Annotated in this window: 17 protein-coding genes, 3 tRNA genes and 2 pseudogenes; 2 read left to right on the forward strand and 20 right to left on the reverse strand. The window is 66.5% G+C overall.

What is annotated here, in order from left to right; genetic code table 11:
* The 18 genes and pseudogenes from nuoF to ABSF49_RS12465 all read right to left on the reverse strand — a co-directional run.
* A partial coding sequence (gene nuoF, locus ABSF49_RS12380; protein ID WP_424112961.1) for an NADH-quinone oxidoreductase subunit NuoF occupies window positions 1–1,076 on the reverse strand: 1,076 nt, incomplete at its 3' end.
* An 18-nt stretch (window positions 1,077–1,094) separates the two neighbouring features.
* The gene (gene nuoE / locus ABSF49_RS12385) at window positions 1,095–1,736 is read right to left on the reverse strand and encodes an NADH-quinone oxidoreductase subunit NuoE (RefSeq protein ID WP_424112962.1); all 642 of its coding nucleotides are present in this window, start codon (window positions 1,734–1,736) and stop codon (window positions 1,095–1,097) included.
* A 49-nt stretch (window positions 1,737–1,785) separates the two neighbouring features.
* The gene (locus ABSF49_RS12390) at window positions 1,786–1,998 is read right to left on the reverse strand and encodes a hypothetical protein (RefSeq protein ID WP_424112963.1); all 213 of its coding nucleotides are present in this window, start codon (window positions 1,996–1,998) and stop codon (window positions 1,786–1,788) included.
* Window positions 1,995–3,185, reverse strand: a complete 1,191-nt coding sequence (locus ABSF49_RS12395; RefSeq protein WP_424112964.1) for an NADH-quinone oxidoreductase subunit D — start codon at window positions 3,183–3,185, stop codon at window positions 1,995–1,997. The genes ABSF49_RS12390 and ABSF49_RS12395 overlap by 4 nt, the downstream gene beginning before the upstream one ends.
* Window positions 3,186–3,261: 76 nt before the next feature.
* Window positions 3,262–3,654, reverse strand: coding sequence for a four helix bundle protein (locus tag ABSF49_RS12400; protein ID WP_424112977.1), 393 nt, complete (start codon window positions 3,652–3,654; stop codon window positions 3,262–3,264).
* 56 nt (window positions 3,655–3,710) lie between these two features.
* The gene (locus tag ABSF49_RS12405) at window positions 3,711–4,304 is read right to left on the reverse strand and encodes an NADH-quinone oxidoreductase subunit C (RefSeq protein WP_424112965.1); all 594 of its coding nucleotides are present in this window, start codon (window positions 4,302–4,304) and stop codon (window positions 3,711–3,713) included.
* Window positions 4,305–4,404: 100 nt separating this feature from the next.
* Complete coding sequence (locus tag ABSF49_RS12410) at window positions 4,405–4,980, reverse strand: NuoB/complex I 20 kDa subunit family protein (RefSeq protein ID WP_424112966.1); 576 nt, start codon at window positions 4,978–4,980, stop codon at window positions 4,405–4,407.
* Window positions 4,971–5,336 carry an NADH-quinone oxidoreductase subunit A gene (locus tag ABSF49_RS12415; RefSeq protein WP_424112967.1) on the reverse strand — a complete coding sequence of 122 codons (366 nt, stop codon included), beginning with the start codon at window positions 5,334–5,336 and terminating at the stop codon, window positions 4,971–4,973. The genes ABSF49_RS12410 and ABSF49_RS12415 overlap by 10 nt, the downstream gene beginning before the upstream one ends.
* 235 nt (window positions 5,337–5,571) lie before the next feature.
* Window positions 5,572–5,648, reverse strand: a tRNA-Asp gene (locus ABSF49_RS12420).
* Window positions 5,649–5,718: 70 nt separating this feature from the next.
* The gene (locus tag ABSF49_RS12425; RefSeq protein ID WP_424112968.1) at window positions 5,719–6,285 is read right to left on the reverse strand and encodes a COG3904 family protein; all 567 of its coding nucleotides are present in this window, start codon (window positions 6,283–6,285) and stop codon (window positions 5,719–5,721) included.
* 110 nt (window positions 6,286–6,395) lie between these two features.
* Window positions 6,396–6,471, reverse strand: a tRNA-Val gene (locus ABSF49_RS12430).
* Window positions 6,472–6,626: 155 nt separating this feature from the next.
* A pseudogene (locus tag ABSF49_RS12435) lies at window positions 6,627–6,923 on the reverse strand (HU family DNA-binding protein); the annotation flags it as partial.
* A gap of 271 nt (window positions 6,924–7,194) precedes the next feature.
* Complete coding sequence (gene lon, locus ABSF49_RS12440) at window positions 7,195–9,615, reverse strand: endopeptidase La (protein ID WP_424112969.1); 2,421 nt, start codon at window positions 9,613–9,615, stop codon at window positions 7,195–7,197.
* A gap of 279 nt (window positions 9,616–9,894) precedes the next feature.
* Window positions 9,895–11,148: an ATP-dependent Clp protease ATP-binding subunit ClpX gene (gene clpX, locus ABSF49_RS12445; RefSeq protein ID WP_424112970.1), complete on the reverse strand. Its 1,254-nt coding sequence runs from the start codon at window positions 11,146–11,148 to the stop codon at window positions 9,895–9,897.
* A gap of 266 nt (window positions 11,149–11,414) precedes the next feature.
* Window positions 11,415–12,053 carry an ATP-dependent Clp protease proteolytic subunit gene (locus ABSF49_RS12450; protein WP_424112971.1) on the reverse strand — a complete coding sequence of 213 codons (639 nt, stop codon included), beginning with the start codon at window positions 12,051–12,053 and terminating at the stop codon, window positions 11,415–11,417.
* 115 nt (window positions 12,054–12,168) lie between these two features.
* The gene (gene tig, locus ABSF49_RS12455) at window positions 12,169–13,539 is read right to left on the reverse strand and encodes a trigger factor (RefSeq protein WP_424112972.1); all 1,371 of its coding nucleotides are present in this window, start codon (window positions 13,537–13,539) and stop codon (window positions 12,169–12,171) included.
* 107 nt (window positions 13,540–13,646) lie between these two features.
* Window positions 13,647–13,734 (reverse strand) — tRNA-Leu (locus ABSF49_RS12460).
* A gap of 107 nt (window positions 13,735–13,841) precedes the next feature.
* A complete protein-coding gene (locus ABSF49_RS12465; RefSeq protein WP_424112973.1) occupies window positions 13,842–14,006 on the reverse strand; it encodes a hypothetical protein in 165 nt (54 codons plus the stop codon).
* Window positions 14,007–14,120: 114 nt separating this feature from the next.
* Between ABSF49_RS12465 and ABSF49_RS12470 the strand changes: the two genes are divergently transcribed.
* The gene (locus ABSF49_RS12470; protein WP_424112974.1) at window positions 14,121–15,452 is read left to right on the forward strand and encodes a multicopper oxidase family protein; all 1,332 of its coding nucleotides are present in this window, start codon (window positions 14,121–14,123) and stop codon (window positions 15,450–15,452) included.
* A 10-nt stretch (window positions 15,453–15,462) separates the two neighbouring features.
* Here the strand turns inward: ABSF49_RS12470 and ABSF49_RS12475 are convergent, their stop codons facing one another.
* Window positions 15,463–16,485, reverse strand: coding sequence for a zinc-binding alcohol dehydrogenase family protein (locus ABSF49_RS12475; protein ID WP_424112975.1), 1,023 nt, complete (start codon window positions 16,483–16,485; stop codon window positions 15,463–15,465).
* A gap of 66 nt (window positions 16,486–16,551) precedes the next feature.
* Here ABSF49_RS12475 and ABSF49_RS12480 point away from each other — a divergent pair.
* Window positions 16,552–16,734, forward strand: a pseudogene (locus tag ABSF49_RS12480) (winged helix-turn-helix transcriptional regulator); the annotation flags it as partial.
* Window positions 16,735–16,810: 76 nt separating this feature from the next.
* Here the strand turns inward: ABSF49_RS12480 and ABSF49_RS12485 are convergent.
* A partial coding sequence (locus ABSF49_RS12485) for a TIR domain-containing protein (RefSeq protein WP_424112976.1) occupies window positions 16,811–17,349 on the reverse strand: 539 nt, incomplete at its 5' end.

The raw sequence follows: 17,349 nt of genomic DNA on the forward strand, positions 1-17,349 counted from the left end.
ATCCAGCCGGCGCCTTCGCGGCACGGCGTGCACTGGCCGCAGCTCTCGTGCTTGTAGAAATAGGACAGCCGCGCGATCGCCTTGATCAGGTCGGTCGACTTGTCCATGACGATCACCGCCGCGGTGCCAAGGCCGGACTTGAGCTTGCCGAGCGAGTCGAAGTCCATCGGCGTATCGATGATCTGCGCCGCCGGCACCATGCGCACCGACGAGCCGCCGGGAATGACGGCGAGCAGATTGTCCCAGCCGCCGCGCACGCCGCCGGCGTGCTTGTCGATCAGTTCGCGGAACGGGATCGACATCGCCTCTTCGACGTTGCACGGCTTGTTGACGTGGCCGGAAATGCAGAAAACCTTGGTGCCGCTGTTGTTGGGCGCGCCGAAGCTCGAAAACCACGCCGCGCCGCGCCGCAGGATGGTCGGCGCGACGGCGATCGACTCGACATTGTTGACCGTGGTCGGGCAGCCGTAGAGCCCCATGGCGGCGGGGAACGGCGGCTTCATCCGCGGCATGCCCTTCTTGCCCTCGAGCGACTCGAGCATCGCGGTCTCTTCGCCGCAGATGTAGGCGCCGGCGCCGTGATGGACGTAGATGTCGAACGGCCAGCCGTGGACGTTGTCCTTGCCGATCAGCTTGGCCTCGTAGGCCTCGTCGACCGCCGCCTGCAGCCGCTTGCGCTCGAGGATGTATTCGCCGCGCACGTAGATGTAGGCGGCGTTGCAGCCCATGGCGAAGCCGGCGACGAAGCAGCCTTCGACCAGCGTATGCGGATCGTTGCGCAGGATCTCGCGGTCCTTGCAGGTGCCCGGCTCGGATTCGTCGGCGTTGACGACGAGGTAATGCGGCCGCTTGGGGTCGACCACCTTGGGCATGAACGACCATTTCAAGCCGGTCGGGAAGCCGGCGCCGCCGCGGCCGCGCAGACCCGAGGCCTTCATCTCGGCGACGATCCAATCGCGGCCCTTGTCGATGAGCGCCTTGGCGCCGTCCCACTGGCCGCGCGCGCGCGCCCCCTTCAGGCTGCGGTCGCCGAAGCCGTAGAGGTTGGTGAAGATCCGGTCTTTGTCCTCAAGCATCGCTGGCAGTTCCCGCCTTCACCCTTTGACCGAAGCCGGCCCGCTTCTGCCGTCGGCGCCGTAAAGCGTCGTCAGCGCCGTCAGCGACCCGCCCTGCGGCTCGGAGGAGACCCGCCCCGTCTGCGAGCCGGTCTTGACCGGCCTGCCGGCGGCGAGGTCGTCGAGCAGCCTGGCGAAGTTCGCCGTCGTCAGGTCCTCGTAATAATCGTCGTTGATCTGCACCGCCGGCGCATTGCTGCAGGCGCCCAGGCACTCGGTCTCGACCCACGACAGCTTGCCGTCGCCGCTGACCGTCCCTTCCGGCCCGATGCGGTTGCGGCACATCCGCTTGATGTCCTCGGCGCCGCGCAGAACGCAAGGCGTGGTGCCGCAGACCTGGACGTGATGGCGGCCGACCGGCTCGAGGTTGAACATGGTGTAGAAGGTCGCGACCTCGAGCGCGCGGATGTAGGGCATGGCGAGCATGTCGGCGACGGTCTCGATCGCCGGCTTGGGCAGCCAGTAATCGTGCTGCGCCTGGGCGCGCCACAACAGCGAGATGATCGCCGAGGCCTGGCGGCCGGGCGGATATTTGGCGATTTCCCGCTCCGCCCACGCCTGGTTTTCCGGCGTGAAGGCGAAGCTTTCGGGCTGAACCTCGGCGAGACGGCGGACGGACATGCTTACTCGACCCCAATTCTGTTCATGCGTCGCTCTCGGAGGGCGGCGATCATGGCGCGCCTCCGCTTGGGCCGCGGTAGGTGTCGCTGACGACGAAGAAACCAGCGACGAAAACGAACCCGATGATCAACCCGATGTCGCCGGCCGGCTGCAACAGAGGTTCGCCGCCCGACCAGCGGATCGCCGCCAGCACGACCAGAAACGACAGGAAGCCGGCGACGAGAAAGCGCGCGCGGCGCTTGAGGGATTCGAGCACGCTCATCGGTCGACGTCGCCGAAAACGATGTCGATCGAGCCGAGGATCGCGCTGACGTCGGCCAACATGTGCTTACGGCAGAGGAAATCCATCGCCTGCAGATGGGCGAAGCCCGGCGCGCGCAGCTTGACCCGATAGGGCTTGTTGGAGCCGTCGGAGACGATGTAGACGCCGAACTCGCCCTTCGGCGCCTCGACCGCCGCATAGACCTCGCCGGCGGGAACCTTGTAGCCCTCGGTGTAGAGCTTGAAGTGATGGATGAGCGCTTCCATCGAGCGCTTCATCTCGCCGCGCTTGGGCGGCGCGACCTTGCCGTCGTCGGTGACCACCGGCCCCTGCCCGTCGGCCGACTGCAGCTTGTCGCAACACTGCCTCATGATCTTCACCGACTGGCGCATCTCCTCCATGCGGATGAGGTAGCGGTCGTAGCAGTCGCCGTTCTTGCCGACGGGGATGTCGAAATCCATCTCCTCGTAGCACTCGTAGGGCTGCGCCTTGCGCAGGTCCCACGCCGCGCCCGAGCCGCGCACCATCACGCCCGAGAAGCCCCACGCCCACGCCTGATCGAGCGTGACGACGGCGATATCGACGTTGCGCTGCTTGAAGATGCGGTTGCCGGTCAGCAGCGTCTCGAGGTCGTCGCAGACTTTGAGGAACGGATCGCAGAACGCGTAGATGTCGTCGACGAGCTGCGGCGGCAGGTCCTGGTGAACGCCGCCGGGGCGGAAATAGGCCGAGTGCATGCGCGCGCCGCTGGCGCGCTCGTAGAACACCATCAGCTTCTCGCGCTCTTCGAAGCCCCACAGCGGCGGCGTCAGCGCGCCGACGTCCATCGCCTGGGTGGTGACGTTGAGCAGATGCGACAGCAGCCGGCCGATCTCGCTGTAGAGCACGCGGATCAGCTGGGCGCGGCGCGGCACGGTGACGCCGAGCAGCCTTTCGACCGCCAGCGCGTAGGCGTGCTCCTGGTTCATCGGCGCGACATAGTCGAGCCGGTCGAGATAGGGGACGTTCTGCAGATAGGTGCGCGCCTCCATCAGCTTCTCGGTGCCGCGATGCAGCAGGCCGATATGCGGATCGACGCGCTCGACCACCTCGCCGTCGAGCTCCAGCACCAAGCGCAGCACGCCGTGCGCCGCCGGATGCTGCGGTCCGAAGTTGATCGAGAAGTTGCGGAGGGAATGTTCGGTCATGGGCGCGCTCCCGAGTGCGAGGCGGAACGCCTGCGGCGGGGCGAATGGCGAGTGGCGAATAGTGCGTGGCTCATCTTCATGACGCGGCCTCTTCATCAGGTCCGCCGGACTTTTCCTGCAACGAACGAATCAAACGGCGCAGCATTCGGCCCAGCGAATCGCATCGAGCGAGAATCGGCTCCACCGTCGAGGCTTCCGCAACCTGGACCTGTCCCGCCAGCAACAAGTGCGTCTCCAACTCTTTCAACGATCCCTGCGCCACACGCAAGAACTGTACGAACGATCCCGTGCTTTCTCGGCCATGACCTTCAGCGACGTTCGCGGCAATCGAAACCGCGGCGCGCCGAATTTGCGCGGTCATCCCATAGATTTCTTCTCTGGGAAACGCTTTGGTCAAGACGTAGCAGGCTGACGCAACGGCCATGGCTTCCTGCCAAACCCGCAAATCCCGATACGAATTGATCCGCACGCCTGCCAAGATCTCACCCAATTCACCCCTCGCTACTCGCCATTCGCCGTTCTCTCCTACCTCGCCTTCTCGTCCCCAGGCAGCGGCGCGCCTTCCCATGGGCTGAGGAAATCGAACTGGCGGAATTCCTGGGTGAGCTTGACCGGCTCGTAGCGCACCCGCTTCTCTTCGTCGTCGTAGCGCACTTCGACGAAGCCGGTCATCGGGAAGTCCTTGCGCAGCGGATGGCCGTCGAAGCCGTAGTCGGTGAGGATGCGGCGAAGATCGGGATGGCCGTCGAACAGGATGCCGAACAGGTCGTAGGCTTCGCGCTCGTACCAGTCGGCGGCGGGAAATACCGATACGATCGATGGCGCCGGCGTCGCCTCGTCGGTCGCGATCTTGACCCGAATGCGGCGATTGAGCTTGGGCGACAGCAGCAGGTAGACGACGTCGAACCGTTTCTCGCGCTGCGGGTAGTCGACGCCGCTCAAGTCGGTGAAGCAGATGAACTGACAATCGGGATCGTCGCGCAGGAAGGTCAGCGCCTCGACGATGCGCGCCGTCTCGACCTCGAGCGTCAGCTCGCCATACGCGTCGTGGGCCGCGAGCACGGCGCCGGGCAGGCTCGCCAGCGCTTTGTCGCCGATCGCTTTCAACCCGTCGTCCATCGTCCCCGTCCGATTCAGCGGCCGCGCGCCTCCCACCGCAAAGGAAGCGGGCCCGCGTCATTGAAGCCCCCCGCGGCCCGCGCCCGGCGAGCCGTCGTTATTATCGTTCGATCGTTCCCGTGCGACGGATTTTCTTCTGCAGCATCAGCACGCCGTAGAGCAGCGCTTCCGCAGTCGGCGGGCAACCGGGAACGTAGATGTCGACCGGCACGACGCGATCACAGCCGCGCACCACCGAGTATGAATAGTGATAGTAACCGCCGCCGTTGGCGCACGAGCCCATCGAAATGACGTAGCGCGGCTCCGGCATCTGGTCGTAGACCTTGCGCAGCGCCGGGGCCATCTTGTTGGTCAGCGTGCCGGCGACGATCATCACGTCCGACTGGCGCGGGCTGCCGCGCGGCGCGAAACCGAAGCGTTCGACGTCGTAGCGCGGCATCGACAATTGCATCATTTCGACCGCGCAGCAGGCGAGGCCGAAGGTCATCCACATCAACGAGCCGGCGCGCGCCCATTGGATCAGCTCGTCGGTCGAGGTGACCAGAAAGCCCTTGTCGGCGAGGTTGGCGTCGACTTCGCCGAAGAAACGGTCGTCGGCGCCGAACGGCTTGCCGGTCGACGGATCGAGGATTCCGCGCGGCGCCGGCGCGACGATGGGGCCCGCCGTCAATCCCATTCGAGGGCCCCCTTGTTCCACTCGTAGACGAAGCCGATCGTCAGCACCGCCAGGAACAGGATCATCGACCAGAAGCCGAAGGCGCCGATGTCGTGGAACGCGACCGCCCAGGGGAAGAGATAGGCCACTTCGAGGTCGAAGATGATGAACAGCAGCGAGACGAGGTAGAAGCGCGCGTCGAACTTCATCCGCGCGTCGTCGAACGGGTTGAAGCCGCACTCGTAGGCCGACAGCTTCTCAGGATCGGGATTCTTGTAGGCGACGATGAACGGCGCCACCAGCAGGGCGCCGCCGATGAGCGCGCTGAGGCAGATGAAAACGACGAGCGGCAGGTAGTCGGCGATCAGACTGGGCACCTGGCCTCCGCTGGGATTTCACGAGCGGCGGCGACCCGCCGAGCGCCCCCGTCACGCCCGGCGGCCGGCCCCGCCAGGCTCGCGTCGCGAGCTTCGGCAGGCCTATCGCAGCGCAGCGAGACGCGCAAGACGAAACCCGCTCCGGGCGCTGTCCAATCGCGCAAATTGTCGTCCGAAGATGGCCAATCCGTGGGCGCCGGCGCAAGCGCCGATTCCATCGCTTCGGCAAGGAATATGGCGAGAGAGACGGGACTCGAACCCGCGACCTCCGGCGTGACAGGCCGGCGCTCTAACCAACTGAGCTACTCCCCCGCAAGGGTGCGGAGCCGATAAGCCACGGCCGCCGCCAAGTCAAGCATGATGCGGTCTTGCGGCGCCGCCGTCAGAACCGGGTCGAAGCGAGCCGCCAGCGGACGATTTCGGCCGGAGAAAGGATGTGCAACGTGCCGGGCGTTTGCGACTCGGCGTGCCAGACCAGCGCGGGGCTGACCCCCATCTGCGCCGCATATCGGGCGAGGATCGCGACCAGCCGTTTATCGGCGAGTCCGCCGCCGCTCTCGCCCGGCGCCTCCAGCGACATCCGGTGCAGCCCGAGCCGGCTTTCCGGCGGCGCCACCCGCTGGGTCGCGCCCATCAGCGCGTAGACGCAGGCCGACAGGCACTGACCGGCGACCGGTCCCGAGCGGGCCCCGACCGAAGCGAAGCCGGCGACCACCACCGCGGCGCGCAGCCGGCGGAAGGCGGCGCCGAGCTCCATCGACGCAACGACGTTGCCGCCCGGCGAGTTCATGAAGATGACGCTGCGCAGCCGCTGGGATTGCGACGCCTGTTTGGCGAAATCGACGAAGGCCTGCGGCGTCTCGGCCTCGATGACGCCGTCGGCGACGATGACTTGCGGGCAATTGGCGCCGCAATCGTTCGAGTCGAAATTGACCGAGCGAAAGGTCATCGGCGCCTGCTCGGCCGCCGCCGGCGCCGCGGCCAGGAGACAAACGCAGGCCGCCGCGGCGCAAAACGCGGCAAGCGCCGCGCGACCGCGGACCAACGCGCCGAGCGGGCTGGTGGGCGGTGACGGGCTCGAACCGCCGACCCTCTCGGTGTAAGCGAGATGCTCTACCAACTGAGCTAACCGCCCTGGATTGCCGCTGCGCGTCGACTTCGCCGGGGCAAACTACATGACTTGCGCCAGCGAGGCCAAGCCCGATCAGGAAGCCGGCGACAAAAAGGGCGGCCTAGGGCCGCCCTCGAATTCGTCGCGTGGCGGCCTGTTTCGGCCGCGCTGCGATCCGTTCACTTCTTGGCGGGCGCCTTCTTGTTCAGCGCCGCCTTGAGCGCGGCGCCGGCCTTGAAGCGCGCGTTCTTCGACGCGGCGATCTTGATCTCCTTGCCGGTCGCCGGATTGCGCCCCTTGCCGGCGGCGCGCTCGCGAACCGAGAAAGTGCCGAAGCCGACGAGGCGGACTTCTTCGCCCTTCTTGAGCGACTTGCCCACGCCGTCGAGCGCCGCTTCCAATGCCGCAGCCGCGGCCACCTTCGTCAAGTCCGCTTCTTTCGCGATGTGCTCGACGAGCTCGAGTTTGTTCATTTGGCCTCTCCTTTGCCAGTTTCGACGTTACTGCGACGCCGCACGCGTTTCCGCCGCCGTCGGTCCGAAGCCGGCCCTCGCCCGCCCCGGCGAATCGACGCCCGAGGTGAGCCCATTGCTCGCCAATTGGCCGCGCGAAATCAAGGCTCAGCGGGCGTCAAACCCACAATATTGTAGGTCTTCCGGGGGATTCGCGGCCCTTAAACGCGAAGGGGCCGCGAATCCGGCGGATTCGCGGCCCCATTTTGCGTCAGTTGTGCTGCCGCGTCGGCGATCAGTGCGCGACCATCCCCGCGCCTTCGTCGTCGCCGGCGATCGACGGCGTCGCCTGCTGGGCCGTCTCGTCCCAGACGATCGGCTGCGGCTGGCGCACCAGCGCATGGGCAAGGACTTCCTCCATGCGCGCAACCGGCACGATCTCCAGCCCGCTCTTCACCGAGTTCGGCAAGTCGACGAGATCCTTGGCGTTGTCCTCGGGGATGAGGACCTTCTTGATCCCGCCGCGCAAAGCCGCGAGCAGCTTTTCCTTTAGCCCGCCGATCGGCAGAACGCGGCCGCGCAGCGTGACTTCGCCGGTCATCGCCACGTCGTGGCGCACCGCAATGCCGGTCAGCATCGAGACGATGACCGTCGCCATCGCCACGCCGGCCGAAGGTCCGTCCTTCGGCGTCGCGCCCTCCGGCACGTGGACGTGGACGTCGCGCTTGTCGAACGACGTCGGCTCGATGCCGAAGTCGACCGCGCGCGAGCGCACGTAAGAAGCCGCAGCCGAGATCGACTCCTTCATCACGTCCTTGAGGTTGCCGGTCACGGTCATGCGGCCCTTGCCGGGCATCATCACGCCTTCGATCGTCAGCAGCTCGCCGCCGACTTCGGTCCACGCGAGCCCGGTGACCAGGCCGACCTGGTCCTCGGCCTCGATCTCGCCGAAGCGGAACTTCGGCGGGCCGAGATAGTCGGCGACAGCGGCGGCGTCGACGACGATCTTTTTCTTCTTGCTGGTGAGGATGTCCTTGACCGCCTTGCGCGCGAGATTGGAGATCTCGCGCTCGAGATTGCGCACCCCGGCCTCGCGCGTGTAGCGGCGCACGAGCTCCATCAAGGCGCTGTCCTCGACCACCCATTCCTTCGCGTCGAGGCCGTGCTTGACCATCGCGTTGGGCAGCAGGTGCTGCTTGGCGATCTCGACCTTCTCATCCTCGGTGTAGCCGGCGATGCGGATGATCTCCATGCGGTCCATCAGCGCCGGCGGGATGTTGAGCGTATTGGCGGTGGTGACGAACATCACGCCCGACAGGTCGTAATCGACCTCGAGGTAGTGGTCGTTGAAGGTCGCGTTCTGCTCGGGGTCGAGCACCTCGAGCAGCGCCGACGACGGATCGCCGCGGAAGTCCATGCCCATCTTGTCGATCTCGTCGAGCAGGAACAGCGGATTGGAGGTCTTCGCCTTGCGCATCGACTGGATGACCTTGCCGGGCATCGATCCGATGTAGGTGCGGCGGTGGCCGCGGATCTCCGCTTCGTCGCGCACGCCGCCGAGCGACATGCGCACGAACTCGCGGCCGGTCGCCTTGGCGATCGACTTGCCGAGCGAGGTCTTGCCGACGCCGGGCGGGCCGACGAGGCAGAGGATCGGGCCGGTCAACTTGTTGGCGCGCTGCTGCACGGCGAGGTACTCGACGATGCGCTCCTTGACCTTGTCGAGCCCGTAGTGGTCGGCGTCGAGCAGCGCCTGCGCGGCCGGCAGGTCCTTCTTGATCTTCGACTTCTTCTGCCACGGAATCGACAGCAGCCAATCGAGGTAGTTGCGCACCACCGTCGCCTCGGCCGACATCGGCGACATCTGCCTCAGCTTCTTCAGCTCGCCGAGCGCCTTGTCGCGCGCTTCCTTGGTCAGCTTGGTCTTCTTGATGCGGTCCTCGAGCTCGGACATCTCGTCGCGACCTTCCTCGTCGCCGAGTTCCTTCTGGATCGCCTTCATCTGCTCGTTGAGATAGTACTCGCGCTGCGTCTTCTCCATCTGGCGCTTGACGCGCGTGCGGATGCGCTTCTCGACCTGCAGCACCGAGATTTCGCTCTCCATCAGGGCGAGGCACTTCTCGAAGCGCTTGGCGATCGAATGGATCTCGAGGATCGCCTGCTTGTCGGCGAGCTTGACTGCAAGATGCGAAGCCACCGTGTCGGCGAGCTTGCCGTAGTCGTCGATCTGCGTCACCGCGGCGACCACTTCCGGCGAGATCTTCTTGTTGAGCTTGACGTAGTTTTCGAACTCCGAGACGACCGAACGCGACAGCGCCTCGGCCTCGATCGGATCGATCGGGTCGTCGGCGACGGCCTCGGCTTCGGCCTGATAGTAACCCTCGGTCGGCAGATAGGCGCGCACGTGCGCGCGCGACTGGCCCTCGACCAGCACCTTGACGGTGCCGTCGGGCAGCTTGAGCAGCTGCAGCACCTTGGCGAGCGTGCCGGTGGAGAAGATCGCGTCGGTCGCCGGATCGTCGTCGGCGGCGTTCATCTGCGTCGCCAGCAAGATCGGCTTGTCCGCCTTCATCACTTCCTCGAGGGCGCGAATCGACTTCTCGCGGCCGACGAACAGCGGCACGATCATGTGCGGGAACACGACGATGTCGCGCAGCGGCAGCACGGGATAGACGTCGAAGGCGCCGGGCGCGGGAATCTTGCGAGAGCTGGTCATTCGCGGTCCTGTTTCTCTTGGCCCGAGCGCGGCGGGAAACCGCCTCGGGCTTGAAAAGACGCCGACCGGCCGACGCGCCCCAGCCCCGATTCGTTCGGGCTCCGGTTCACGCCGCCGCTACGCTCACGCAGGATGCAATTCCCGCGCCTACGCTTCGGCGCCACGGAGCCTGCAACAAACAACGATGCACGAACCGTTTGACGCGAAGATGGCGGCTGGGCGGTCCGGTTTCAAGCCGCGGGCGCGGCGAATCGCCGCCCGCTCCCCAGGTCCCTGCCGTCAGCCGGCTTTCTCGGCGCGCTCGGCATAGATGTAGAGCGGCCGCGCCTTGCCCTCGACCACCTCGGGCCCGATCACGACCTGTTCGACGCCGTCGAGGCCAGGCAGATCGAACATAGTGTCGAGCAGGATTCCTTCCATGATCGAGCGCAAACCGCGCGCGCCGGTGCGCCGCTCGATCGCCTTCTTGGCGACGACGACGAGCGAATCGTCCTGGAAGGTGAGGTCGACGTTCTCCATCTCGAACAACCGCTGATACTGCTTGACCAACGCGTTCTTCGGCTCGGTGAGGATGCGCTTGAGCGCGTCTTCGTCGAGATCCTCGAGCGTGGCGATAACCGGCAGGCGGCCGACGAATTCGGGGATGAGGCCGAACTTCAAAAGATCCTCGGGCTCGACCTGCCGGAACACCTCGCCGGTGCGCCGATCGTCGGGGGCCTGGACCTTGGCGCCGAAGCCGATCGAGGTGCCCTTGCCGCGCGCCGAGATGATGCGCTCGAGCCCGGAGAAGGCGCCGCCGCAAATGAACAGGATGTTGGTCGTGTCGACCTGGAGGAATTCCTGCTGCGGATGCTTGCGGCCGCCCTGCGGCGGCACGCTGGCGATCGTGCCTTCCATGATCTTCAGCAGCGCCTGCTGGACGCCCTCGCCCGACACGTCGCGGGTGATCGACGGGTTGTCCGACTTGCGGCTGATCTTGTCGATCTCGTCGATGTAGACGATGCCGCGCTGCGCCCGCTCGACGTTGTAGTCGGAGGCCTGCAGCAGCTTGAGAATGATGTTCTCGACATCCTCGCCGACGTAGCCGGCTTCCGTCAGCGTCGTCGCGTCGGCCATGGTGAAGGGCACGTCGAGGATGCGCGCCAGCGTCTGGGCGAGCAGCGTCTTGCCCGATCCGGTCGGCCCGATCAGCAGGATGTTCGACTTGGCGAGCTCGACGTCGCTGTGCTTGGTGGCGTGGTTGAGCCGCTTGTAGTGGTTGTGCACCGCCACGGAGAGGACGCGCTTGGCCTGCGGCTGGCCGATGACGTAGTCGTCGAGCACCTTGCAGATCTCGCGCGGAGTCGGAATGCCGTCCTTGCTCTTGACCAAGGCGGTCTTGCTCTCCTCGCGGATGATGTCCATGCACAGCTCGACGCATTCGTCGCAGATGAACACGGTCGGCCCGGCGATGAGCTTGCGCACCTCATGCTGGCTCTTGCCGCAGAAAGAGCAGTAGAGCGTGCTCTTGGCGTCGCCTTCGGCCTTGGCCATCGTTTTTCTCCGTTCCGGCCGCTTCCGTCGGTGCGATTCAGCGGACGCCCCGACAGGTCAGCCTAGATGCTGCATCCTAACAAACCGTAGCGTCGCGGCTTCCGCCGCCCCGACGCCCGGCGCGCAATCACGCGCCCTTCTTCGGGCCGTCCCCGGCCCGGACGCCCTCCCTCCCGACAAGCAACCACGCAACGGCGCGCGAAATCAAGCCCGGACGGTCCACAAAGACCAGGGGCTGTCCGTTCAATTCGCCCGGCGGCCCGAAATCAGCTCGGCTTTGGCTCTTCCGCCTCGACCGACCGCTTTGTCGTGACCTCGTCGACGAGGCCGAACGCCTTGGCCTCTTCCGCCGACATGAAATGGTCGCGGTCGAGCGTGCGCTCAATGATTTCGTAAGATTGCCCGGTGTGCTCGACGTAGATCTCGTTGAGCCGGCGCTTGACCTTGAGGATGTCCTCGGCGTGGCGCTGGACGTCGGACGCCTGGCCCTGGAAGCCGCCGGAGGGCTGATGAACCATGATGCGCGAATTCGGCAGCGTGTAGCGCATACCCTTCTCGCCGGCGGCGAGCAGCAGCGAGCCCATCGAGGCCGCCTGGCCGACGCACATCGTCGTCACCTTGGGGCGGATGAACTGCATCGTGTCGTAGATCGACAGCCCCGCCGTCACCACCCCGCCCGGCGAGTTGATGTACATGGCGACTTCTTTCTTCGGGTTGTCGGCCTCGAGGAACAACAGCTGGGCGACGACCAGCGACGCCGAGCCGTCGTCGATCGGCCCGATGACGAAGATGATTCGCTCGCGCAGCAGGCGCGAGAAGATGTCGAAGGAGCGCTCGCCGCGCGCCGACTGCTCGATGACGATCGGCACGAGCTGATTGTTGTAGGTGTCGACAATGTCGCGCATGGGCCTCGCTTCCAGGGGAATCAAACGGCGTCGCCGACCCGTAACATAGGTCGCGCGGCGGCGTTGTGAAGGGGCGGGCCGAGCCGGCCGAACGGCCGGCCCCAAATCAGCCGAGTCAGGCCGCCGGCGCGGCGGGGGCCGGCTCGTCGTCGTCGGCCAGCAGCTCCTTGGCGGTCACCTTGCGGTCTTCGACCTTGGCGACCGACAGGATGTGGTCGACGACCTTCTCCTCGTAGATCGGCGCGCGCAGTTCGGCGAGCGCGCTCTGGTTGGTGCGGTAGAAGTCCCAGACCTGCTTCTCCTGCCCGGGGAAGGCGCGGGCGCGGGCGACCAGAGCCTGGGTCATTTCCTCGTCGCTGATCGAAACCCCGACCTTGGCGCCGATCTCGGCCAGCAGCAGGCCGAGGCGCACGCGTCGCTCGGCGATCGAGCGATATTCGGCGCGCGCGGCCTCCTCGGTGGTGTTTTCATCGGCGAAGCTGCGGCCGGAAGCCTGCTGCTCACGCTCGACCTGCGCCCAGATCGAAGCGAACTCCTGCTCGACCAACCCTTCCGGCACTTCGAACGTGTAGCGCGCCGCGAGCGCGTCGAGCAGCTTGCGCTTGACCTTCTCGCGCGAGGCGCGCGCGTACTCGGCGGCGATGCGCTCGCGAATGCGATCCTTGAGCTGCGCGAGATCGTCGGCGCCGTAGCTCTTGGCGAATTCGTCGTCGATGGCGAGCGGCTCGGGCGCGGCGACCGCCTTGACCGACACGTCGAATTTCGCCTTGCGGCCGGCGAGCTTGCGCGCCGCATAGGCCTCGGGGAAGGTCGCCTCGACATCGCGCTTCTCGCCGGCGGCGACGCCGAGCAGCTGCTCCTCGAAGCCGGGGATGAAGGCGTTGCTGCCGATCACCACCTCGATGTTCTCGCTCGAACCGCCCTCGAACGCCTCGCCGTCGATCGTGCCGACGAAGTCGACGGTGACCCGGTCGAAACGCTCCGCCTTGCCGCCTTCCGGCCGATCGACGTAGACGCGCCGATCCTGAGCGAGCCGCATCAGCCCGTCTTCGACCTCGCTCTCCTCGACCTCGGCGAACGGACGCTCGAAGGCGATGTCGGTGAATTCGCCGACCTCGAACTTCGGTAGCACTTCCAGCGCGACGGTGAAGGCGAGGTCGCCGCGCGCGTCGAGCGCCGCCTCGAGCGCGTCCTTGTCGCCGGGCAGCTCGACCCGCGGCTCGCGCGCGAGCTTGAGGCCGTGTTCGTCGACGATCTGCTTGTTGGCCTCGGTGATCGTCTCCTGAACGAGATCGGCCATCACCGAGCGGCCATAGACGCGCTTGAGATGCGCAACCGGCACCTTGCCGGGACGGAAGCCGTTGATCCGCACCTTGGTCTTCATGTCGGCGAGTTGCGCTTCCAGGCGCGAGGCGAGATCGCTCGCCGGCACGACGATGGCGTATTCGCGCTTCAGCCCTTGGCTCAGCGTCTCGGTGACCTGCATTTCAAACGCCCTCGCAACCTGCGACCATTCGCCCGTCGCGCCCTCCGCGCGCCGGTCGAACGGCGAAAATCATCGAAGCGGATGGCCACGAAGCGGCCGAACGGAACTGGTGCGGGCGGAGGGGCTCGAACCCCCACGACTTATAAGGTCACCGGAACCTAAATCCGGCGCGTCTACCAGTTCCGCCACGCCCGCATCCCGCGCGCTCCGCAGGAGAGGCTGGTCTGCTTCGGGCGCGCTCTATAGCAGCTTGGGCCGTCCGCGCCAGCGAAAAATGCGTCAGCGCCGTGACGATAGATCGGTCAGTCGCGCACGACGACGGCGAGCGCGACGGTGAACAGTCCGCCGGCGAGCGCCAGGGCGGTTGCGCGGCCCGGTCCGTGGTCTATGAATGGCGCCGCGGCGGCCAAGACGCCGAACGCCGCCAGTCCGGCGGCGATGCGGAGGCGTCCGGTGAATCGGCCCATGGCGAGGCTCCGTGTTCCTGTCCCGTCCCGGCGCCGGGACGCTCAGAGACCGCTCGGCCCGCAAGCGCCGCGCCAAGGCGGCTGTCCCGAATTGAGGCAGGGCGGAGCCTGACCATGCGCGCGCCGCTGCGGCTCGATCGCCGCGCCGTCCTCCTCGGCGGCGTCGCCGCGTCGATTTGGGCCTGGCGCGGCGCGGCCGACGCCGCTGCGCCGGCGCCGGCGCGCCGGTTAACCGCCGCCCCCGCTTCGCTCGCGCTTGCGCCCCCGCCCGCTGCGCCGACCCCCCTGCTCGCTTACGACGGAACCGTTCCTGGACCGCTCCTCCGGCTCAAGCGCGGCGAAGAGCTGGCGCTCAGCCTGGCCAACCGCCTCGACGCGCCGACGACGCTGAGCTTTCCGGGATTGAGAATCGCCAACGCCCTCGCCGGCATCGCCGGCCTCACCCAGGCGCCGATCGAACCCGGCGGCGAGGCCGAGATTCGCTTCACGCCGCCTGACGCCGGCTTCAACCTCTACCTGCCCGACGCCGGCGCGGCGACCGCGCGCCAGCTCGCCTCGGGTCTGTTCGGCCCGGTCGTCGTCGAAGAGCCCTCGCCGCCTGCCGTCGATCTCGAGGCGATCGTCGTTCTCGGCGATTGGCGACTCGACGAAACGGGCCGCTTGCGAGACGATTCCGGGCCGGCCGGGGCCCTCGTCGCCGCCGGCGCGGCGCCCGCGCCGCAACGGTTCGCCGCTCCGCCGGGCGCGCGCGTTCGTCTGCGCCTCGCCAACGCCTCGGCGACGCGGGCGATGACGATCGCCGTCGCCGGCGCAGCGCCGCTGATCGTCGCCGTCGACGGCCAACCGAGCGCGCCGTTCGCGCCGCTGCGCGGCGTCTTTCCCATGGGCGCGGGCGCGCGCTTCGAACTCGTCTTCGACGTGGCCGACGCAGCGGTCGCGTTTTCGCTGCGCGACGACGCCGCAAGCGACCCCGACCAGCCGCTGGTCGTCTTCGCCCGCGCCGGCGCGCCGAAGCCGGAGCGCCCTGCTTTCCAAGGGCTGCCGGCGAATCCGTTGCTGCCGAAGGAGATCGACCTCGCCGGCGCGCGGCGCTTCGCGCTGACGCTATCGGGCGACGACGGCGCGGCGCTGGCGATCAACGGCGAGACGCTCGCCGACTGGAGCGCCAAGCCGCAATTCGCCGTTCGGCGCGGCGCGGCGGTCACGCTCGCTCTGATCAATGCGACCGCGACAACCCGGACGATGCGGCTCGGCGGCCACGTCGCGCGCCTGCTGCACGCGCTCGACGACGGCTGGGAGCCTTATTGGCGCGACGTCTTCATCGTCCCGCCGGGCCGAACCGTCCGCCTCGCCTTCGTCGCCGACAATCCAGGCAAGTGGCCGATCGCTTCCGCGTCGCCAGCCGCCCGCACCGCGGGCCTCAGTGGCTGGTTCGAGGTCGGGTGAGCGGAGTTCCTCACGCCGCGGCGAAACCTTCGAGACAGATCTTGCCTTTGGCGCGGCCGCTCTCGAGCAGCGCGTGGGCCCGCCGGAGGTTGGCGGCGTTGATCGCGCCGAAACGCTCGGCGAGCGTGGTGCGGATCGCGCCGGCGTCGACGAGGCGCGACACCTCGTTGAGCAAGGCGCCCTGCTGGGCGACGTCGGCGGTGTCGAAGGTCGAGCGGGTGAACATCAGCTCCCAATGGATCGAAACGCTCTTCCCCTTGAACGGCATGGCGTCGAGCGCGGGCGGATCGTCGATCAGGCCGAAGCGGCCCTGCGGCGCGATCAGCTTGACGATCTCGGCGACGTGCTTGTCGGTGTTGGTGGTCGAGAAGACGAACGCCGGCGCGCCGACATTCAGCGCCGCGACTTCCGCCGCAAGGGGCTTGAAATGGTCGACGACGTGGTGCGCGCCGAGCGCGAGCGCCCATTCGCGCGTCTCGGGCCGCGAGGCGGTGGCGATCACCGTCGCGTCGGTCAGGCTGCGCGCGAGCTGGATCGTCATCGAGCCGACGCCGCCCGCCCCGCCGACGACGAGCAGCAGGTTCGGCGCGCCGGGGACCGGCTTGCGGATGTCGAGACGGTCGAACAGCATCTCCCAGGCGGTAATCGAAGTCAGCGGCAGCGCCGCCGCCTCGATCCAGTCGAGCGTGGTCGGCTTGCGGCCGACAATCCGTTCGTCGACGAGATGGAATTCGGCATTGGCGCCCGGGCGGACAATCGCGCCGGCGTAGAACACCGCGTCGCCCGGTTTGAACGCCTTGGCCTCCGGGCCGACGGCGACGACCGTCCCGGCGACGTCCCAGCCAAGCACTTTCCACCCGCCCGGCTCGGGCTGGGCGCGCCGGCGCACTTTTGTGTCGACCGGATTGACCGAGATCGCCCGCACCTCGACCAGCAGGTCGCGACCTTTGGGTTCGGGCTTGGGCAGATCGATGTCGACCAGCGAATTCGGGTCGTCGATGGGAAGCGACTTCTGGTAGCCGACGGCGCGCAAAGCATCCTCCTGGCGTTGGCGTTCGGGCGGGAATTGGCGACCGGTGCGCAACTCCACAAGAATGCGCGATTGTCGCACGCCGAGGTGCCGCCGAAGGTGGAGTACAGCTTGACGGCGCGCGGGCGCAGGCTCGAGCCGGTGATCGCCGCCCTCAAGGCGTGGGCCGACGCGCATGTCGATCCCGCGACGATTGGTCGGCCAGCCGCGCGCACACCGCCGCTGGCGTATGTCGAGCCAGTCGCGACATAAACGAAGAACTCTTGGAGAAGCTCCGAAATTGGGGCCATTTCCACATCGAACAATAGGTCTGTGTCGCGGCCGCCCATCAGAGAATCTTGTTCATATCGATTAGGTAACCAGCGTTTCGCAGCTCTCTTGCAATTGCGAGCCGCCAAGCCCCATGGCGGTCTAGTTGAACATACACGATTCCATTAATATCGTTGGGTATTTCGACGTCATCCGTCACAAGCGCACAGACATTTTTGCGGCCGAGTTTTGCAATCAGGTACCCGTGCTCAAAGATAACATTTTGGCGCGCCCTTTTCTTCTGAGCTGGATCTCCGGAAAGACCACCAACATCGCATGGAGTATATAGTATTATACCAAATCCAACGTTTGTATGCTTCTCCAGCTTGTCAATTATCGTATCACCAGCGTTAACCTGCTCGTGAAGTATTACCGCAATCAAACCAAGATTCTCTACAAACCTGGCAGTCTCATTTTTTGCCGCTTCATCTCGGCCGTGAACAATGAAAACCCGAGAATGGTCAACTTCCTTCGGTAATTGCCTCGTATCGAGAATAGCCTTTTTCGGAATTTCCTGCCTCACTCGATCAAGAAGTTCAACTGTTATATCCTTTGTAT

This window comes from Roseiarcus sp., assembly GCF_049514155.1.
Taxonomy (GTDB): domain Bacteria; phylum Pseudomonadota; class Alphaproteobacteria; order Rhizobiales; family Beijerinckiaceae; genus Roseiarcus.

Excerpts from the sequence above, each read along its gene's own strand:
- nuoE (WP_424112962.1), bottom strand. The coding sequence starts at position 1,736 with ATGTCCGTCCGCCGTCTCGCCGAGGTTCAGCCCGAAAGCTTCGCCTTC.
- ABSF49_RS12390 (WP_424112963.1), bottom strand. The coding sequence starts at position 1,998 with ATGAGCGTGCTCGAATCCCTCAAGCGCCGCGCGCGCTTTCTCGTCGCC.
- ABSF49_RS12395 (WP_424112964.1), bottom strand. The coding sequence starts at position 3,185 with ATGACCGAACATTCCCTCCGCAACTTCTCGATCAACTTCGGACCGCAG.
- ABSF49_RS12405 (WP_424112965.1), bottom strand. The coding sequence starts at position 4,304 with ATGGACGACGGGTTGAAAGCGATCGGCGACAAAGCGCTGGCGAGCCTG.
- ABSF49_RS12410 (WP_424112966.1), bottom strand. The coding sequence starts at position 4,980 with ATGGGATTGACGGCGGGCCCCATCGTCGCGCCGGCGCCGCGCGGAATC.
- ABSF49_RS12425 (WP_424112968.1), bottom strand. The coding sequence starts at position 6,285 with ATGACCTTTCGCTCGGTCAATTTCGACTCGAACGATTGCGGCGCCAAT.
- lon (WP_424112969.1), bottom strand. The coding sequence starts at position 9,615 with ATGACCAGCTCTCGCAAGATTCCCGCGCCCGGCGCCTTCGACGTCTAT.
- clpX (WP_424112970.1), bottom strand. The coding sequence starts at position 11,148 with ATGGCCAAGGCCGAAGGCGACGCCAAGAGCACGCTCTACTGCTCTTTC.
- ABSF49_RS12450 (WP_424112971.1), bottom strand. The coding sequence starts at position 12,053 with ATGCGCGACATTGTCGACACCTACAACAATCAGCTCGTGCCGATCGTC.
- tig (WP_424112972.1), bottom strand. The coding sequence starts at position 13,539 with ATGCAGGTCACCGAGACGCTGAGCCAAGGGCTGAAGCGCGAATACGCC.
- ABSF49_RS12465 (WP_424112973.1), bottom strand. The coding sequence starts at position 14,006 with ATGGGCCGATTCACCGGACGCCTCCGCATCGCCGCCGGACTGGCGGCG.
- ABSF49_RS12470 (WP_424112974.1), top strand. The coding sequence starts at position 14,121 with ATGCGCGCGCCGCTGCGGCTCGATCGCCGCGCCGTCCTCCTCGGCGGC.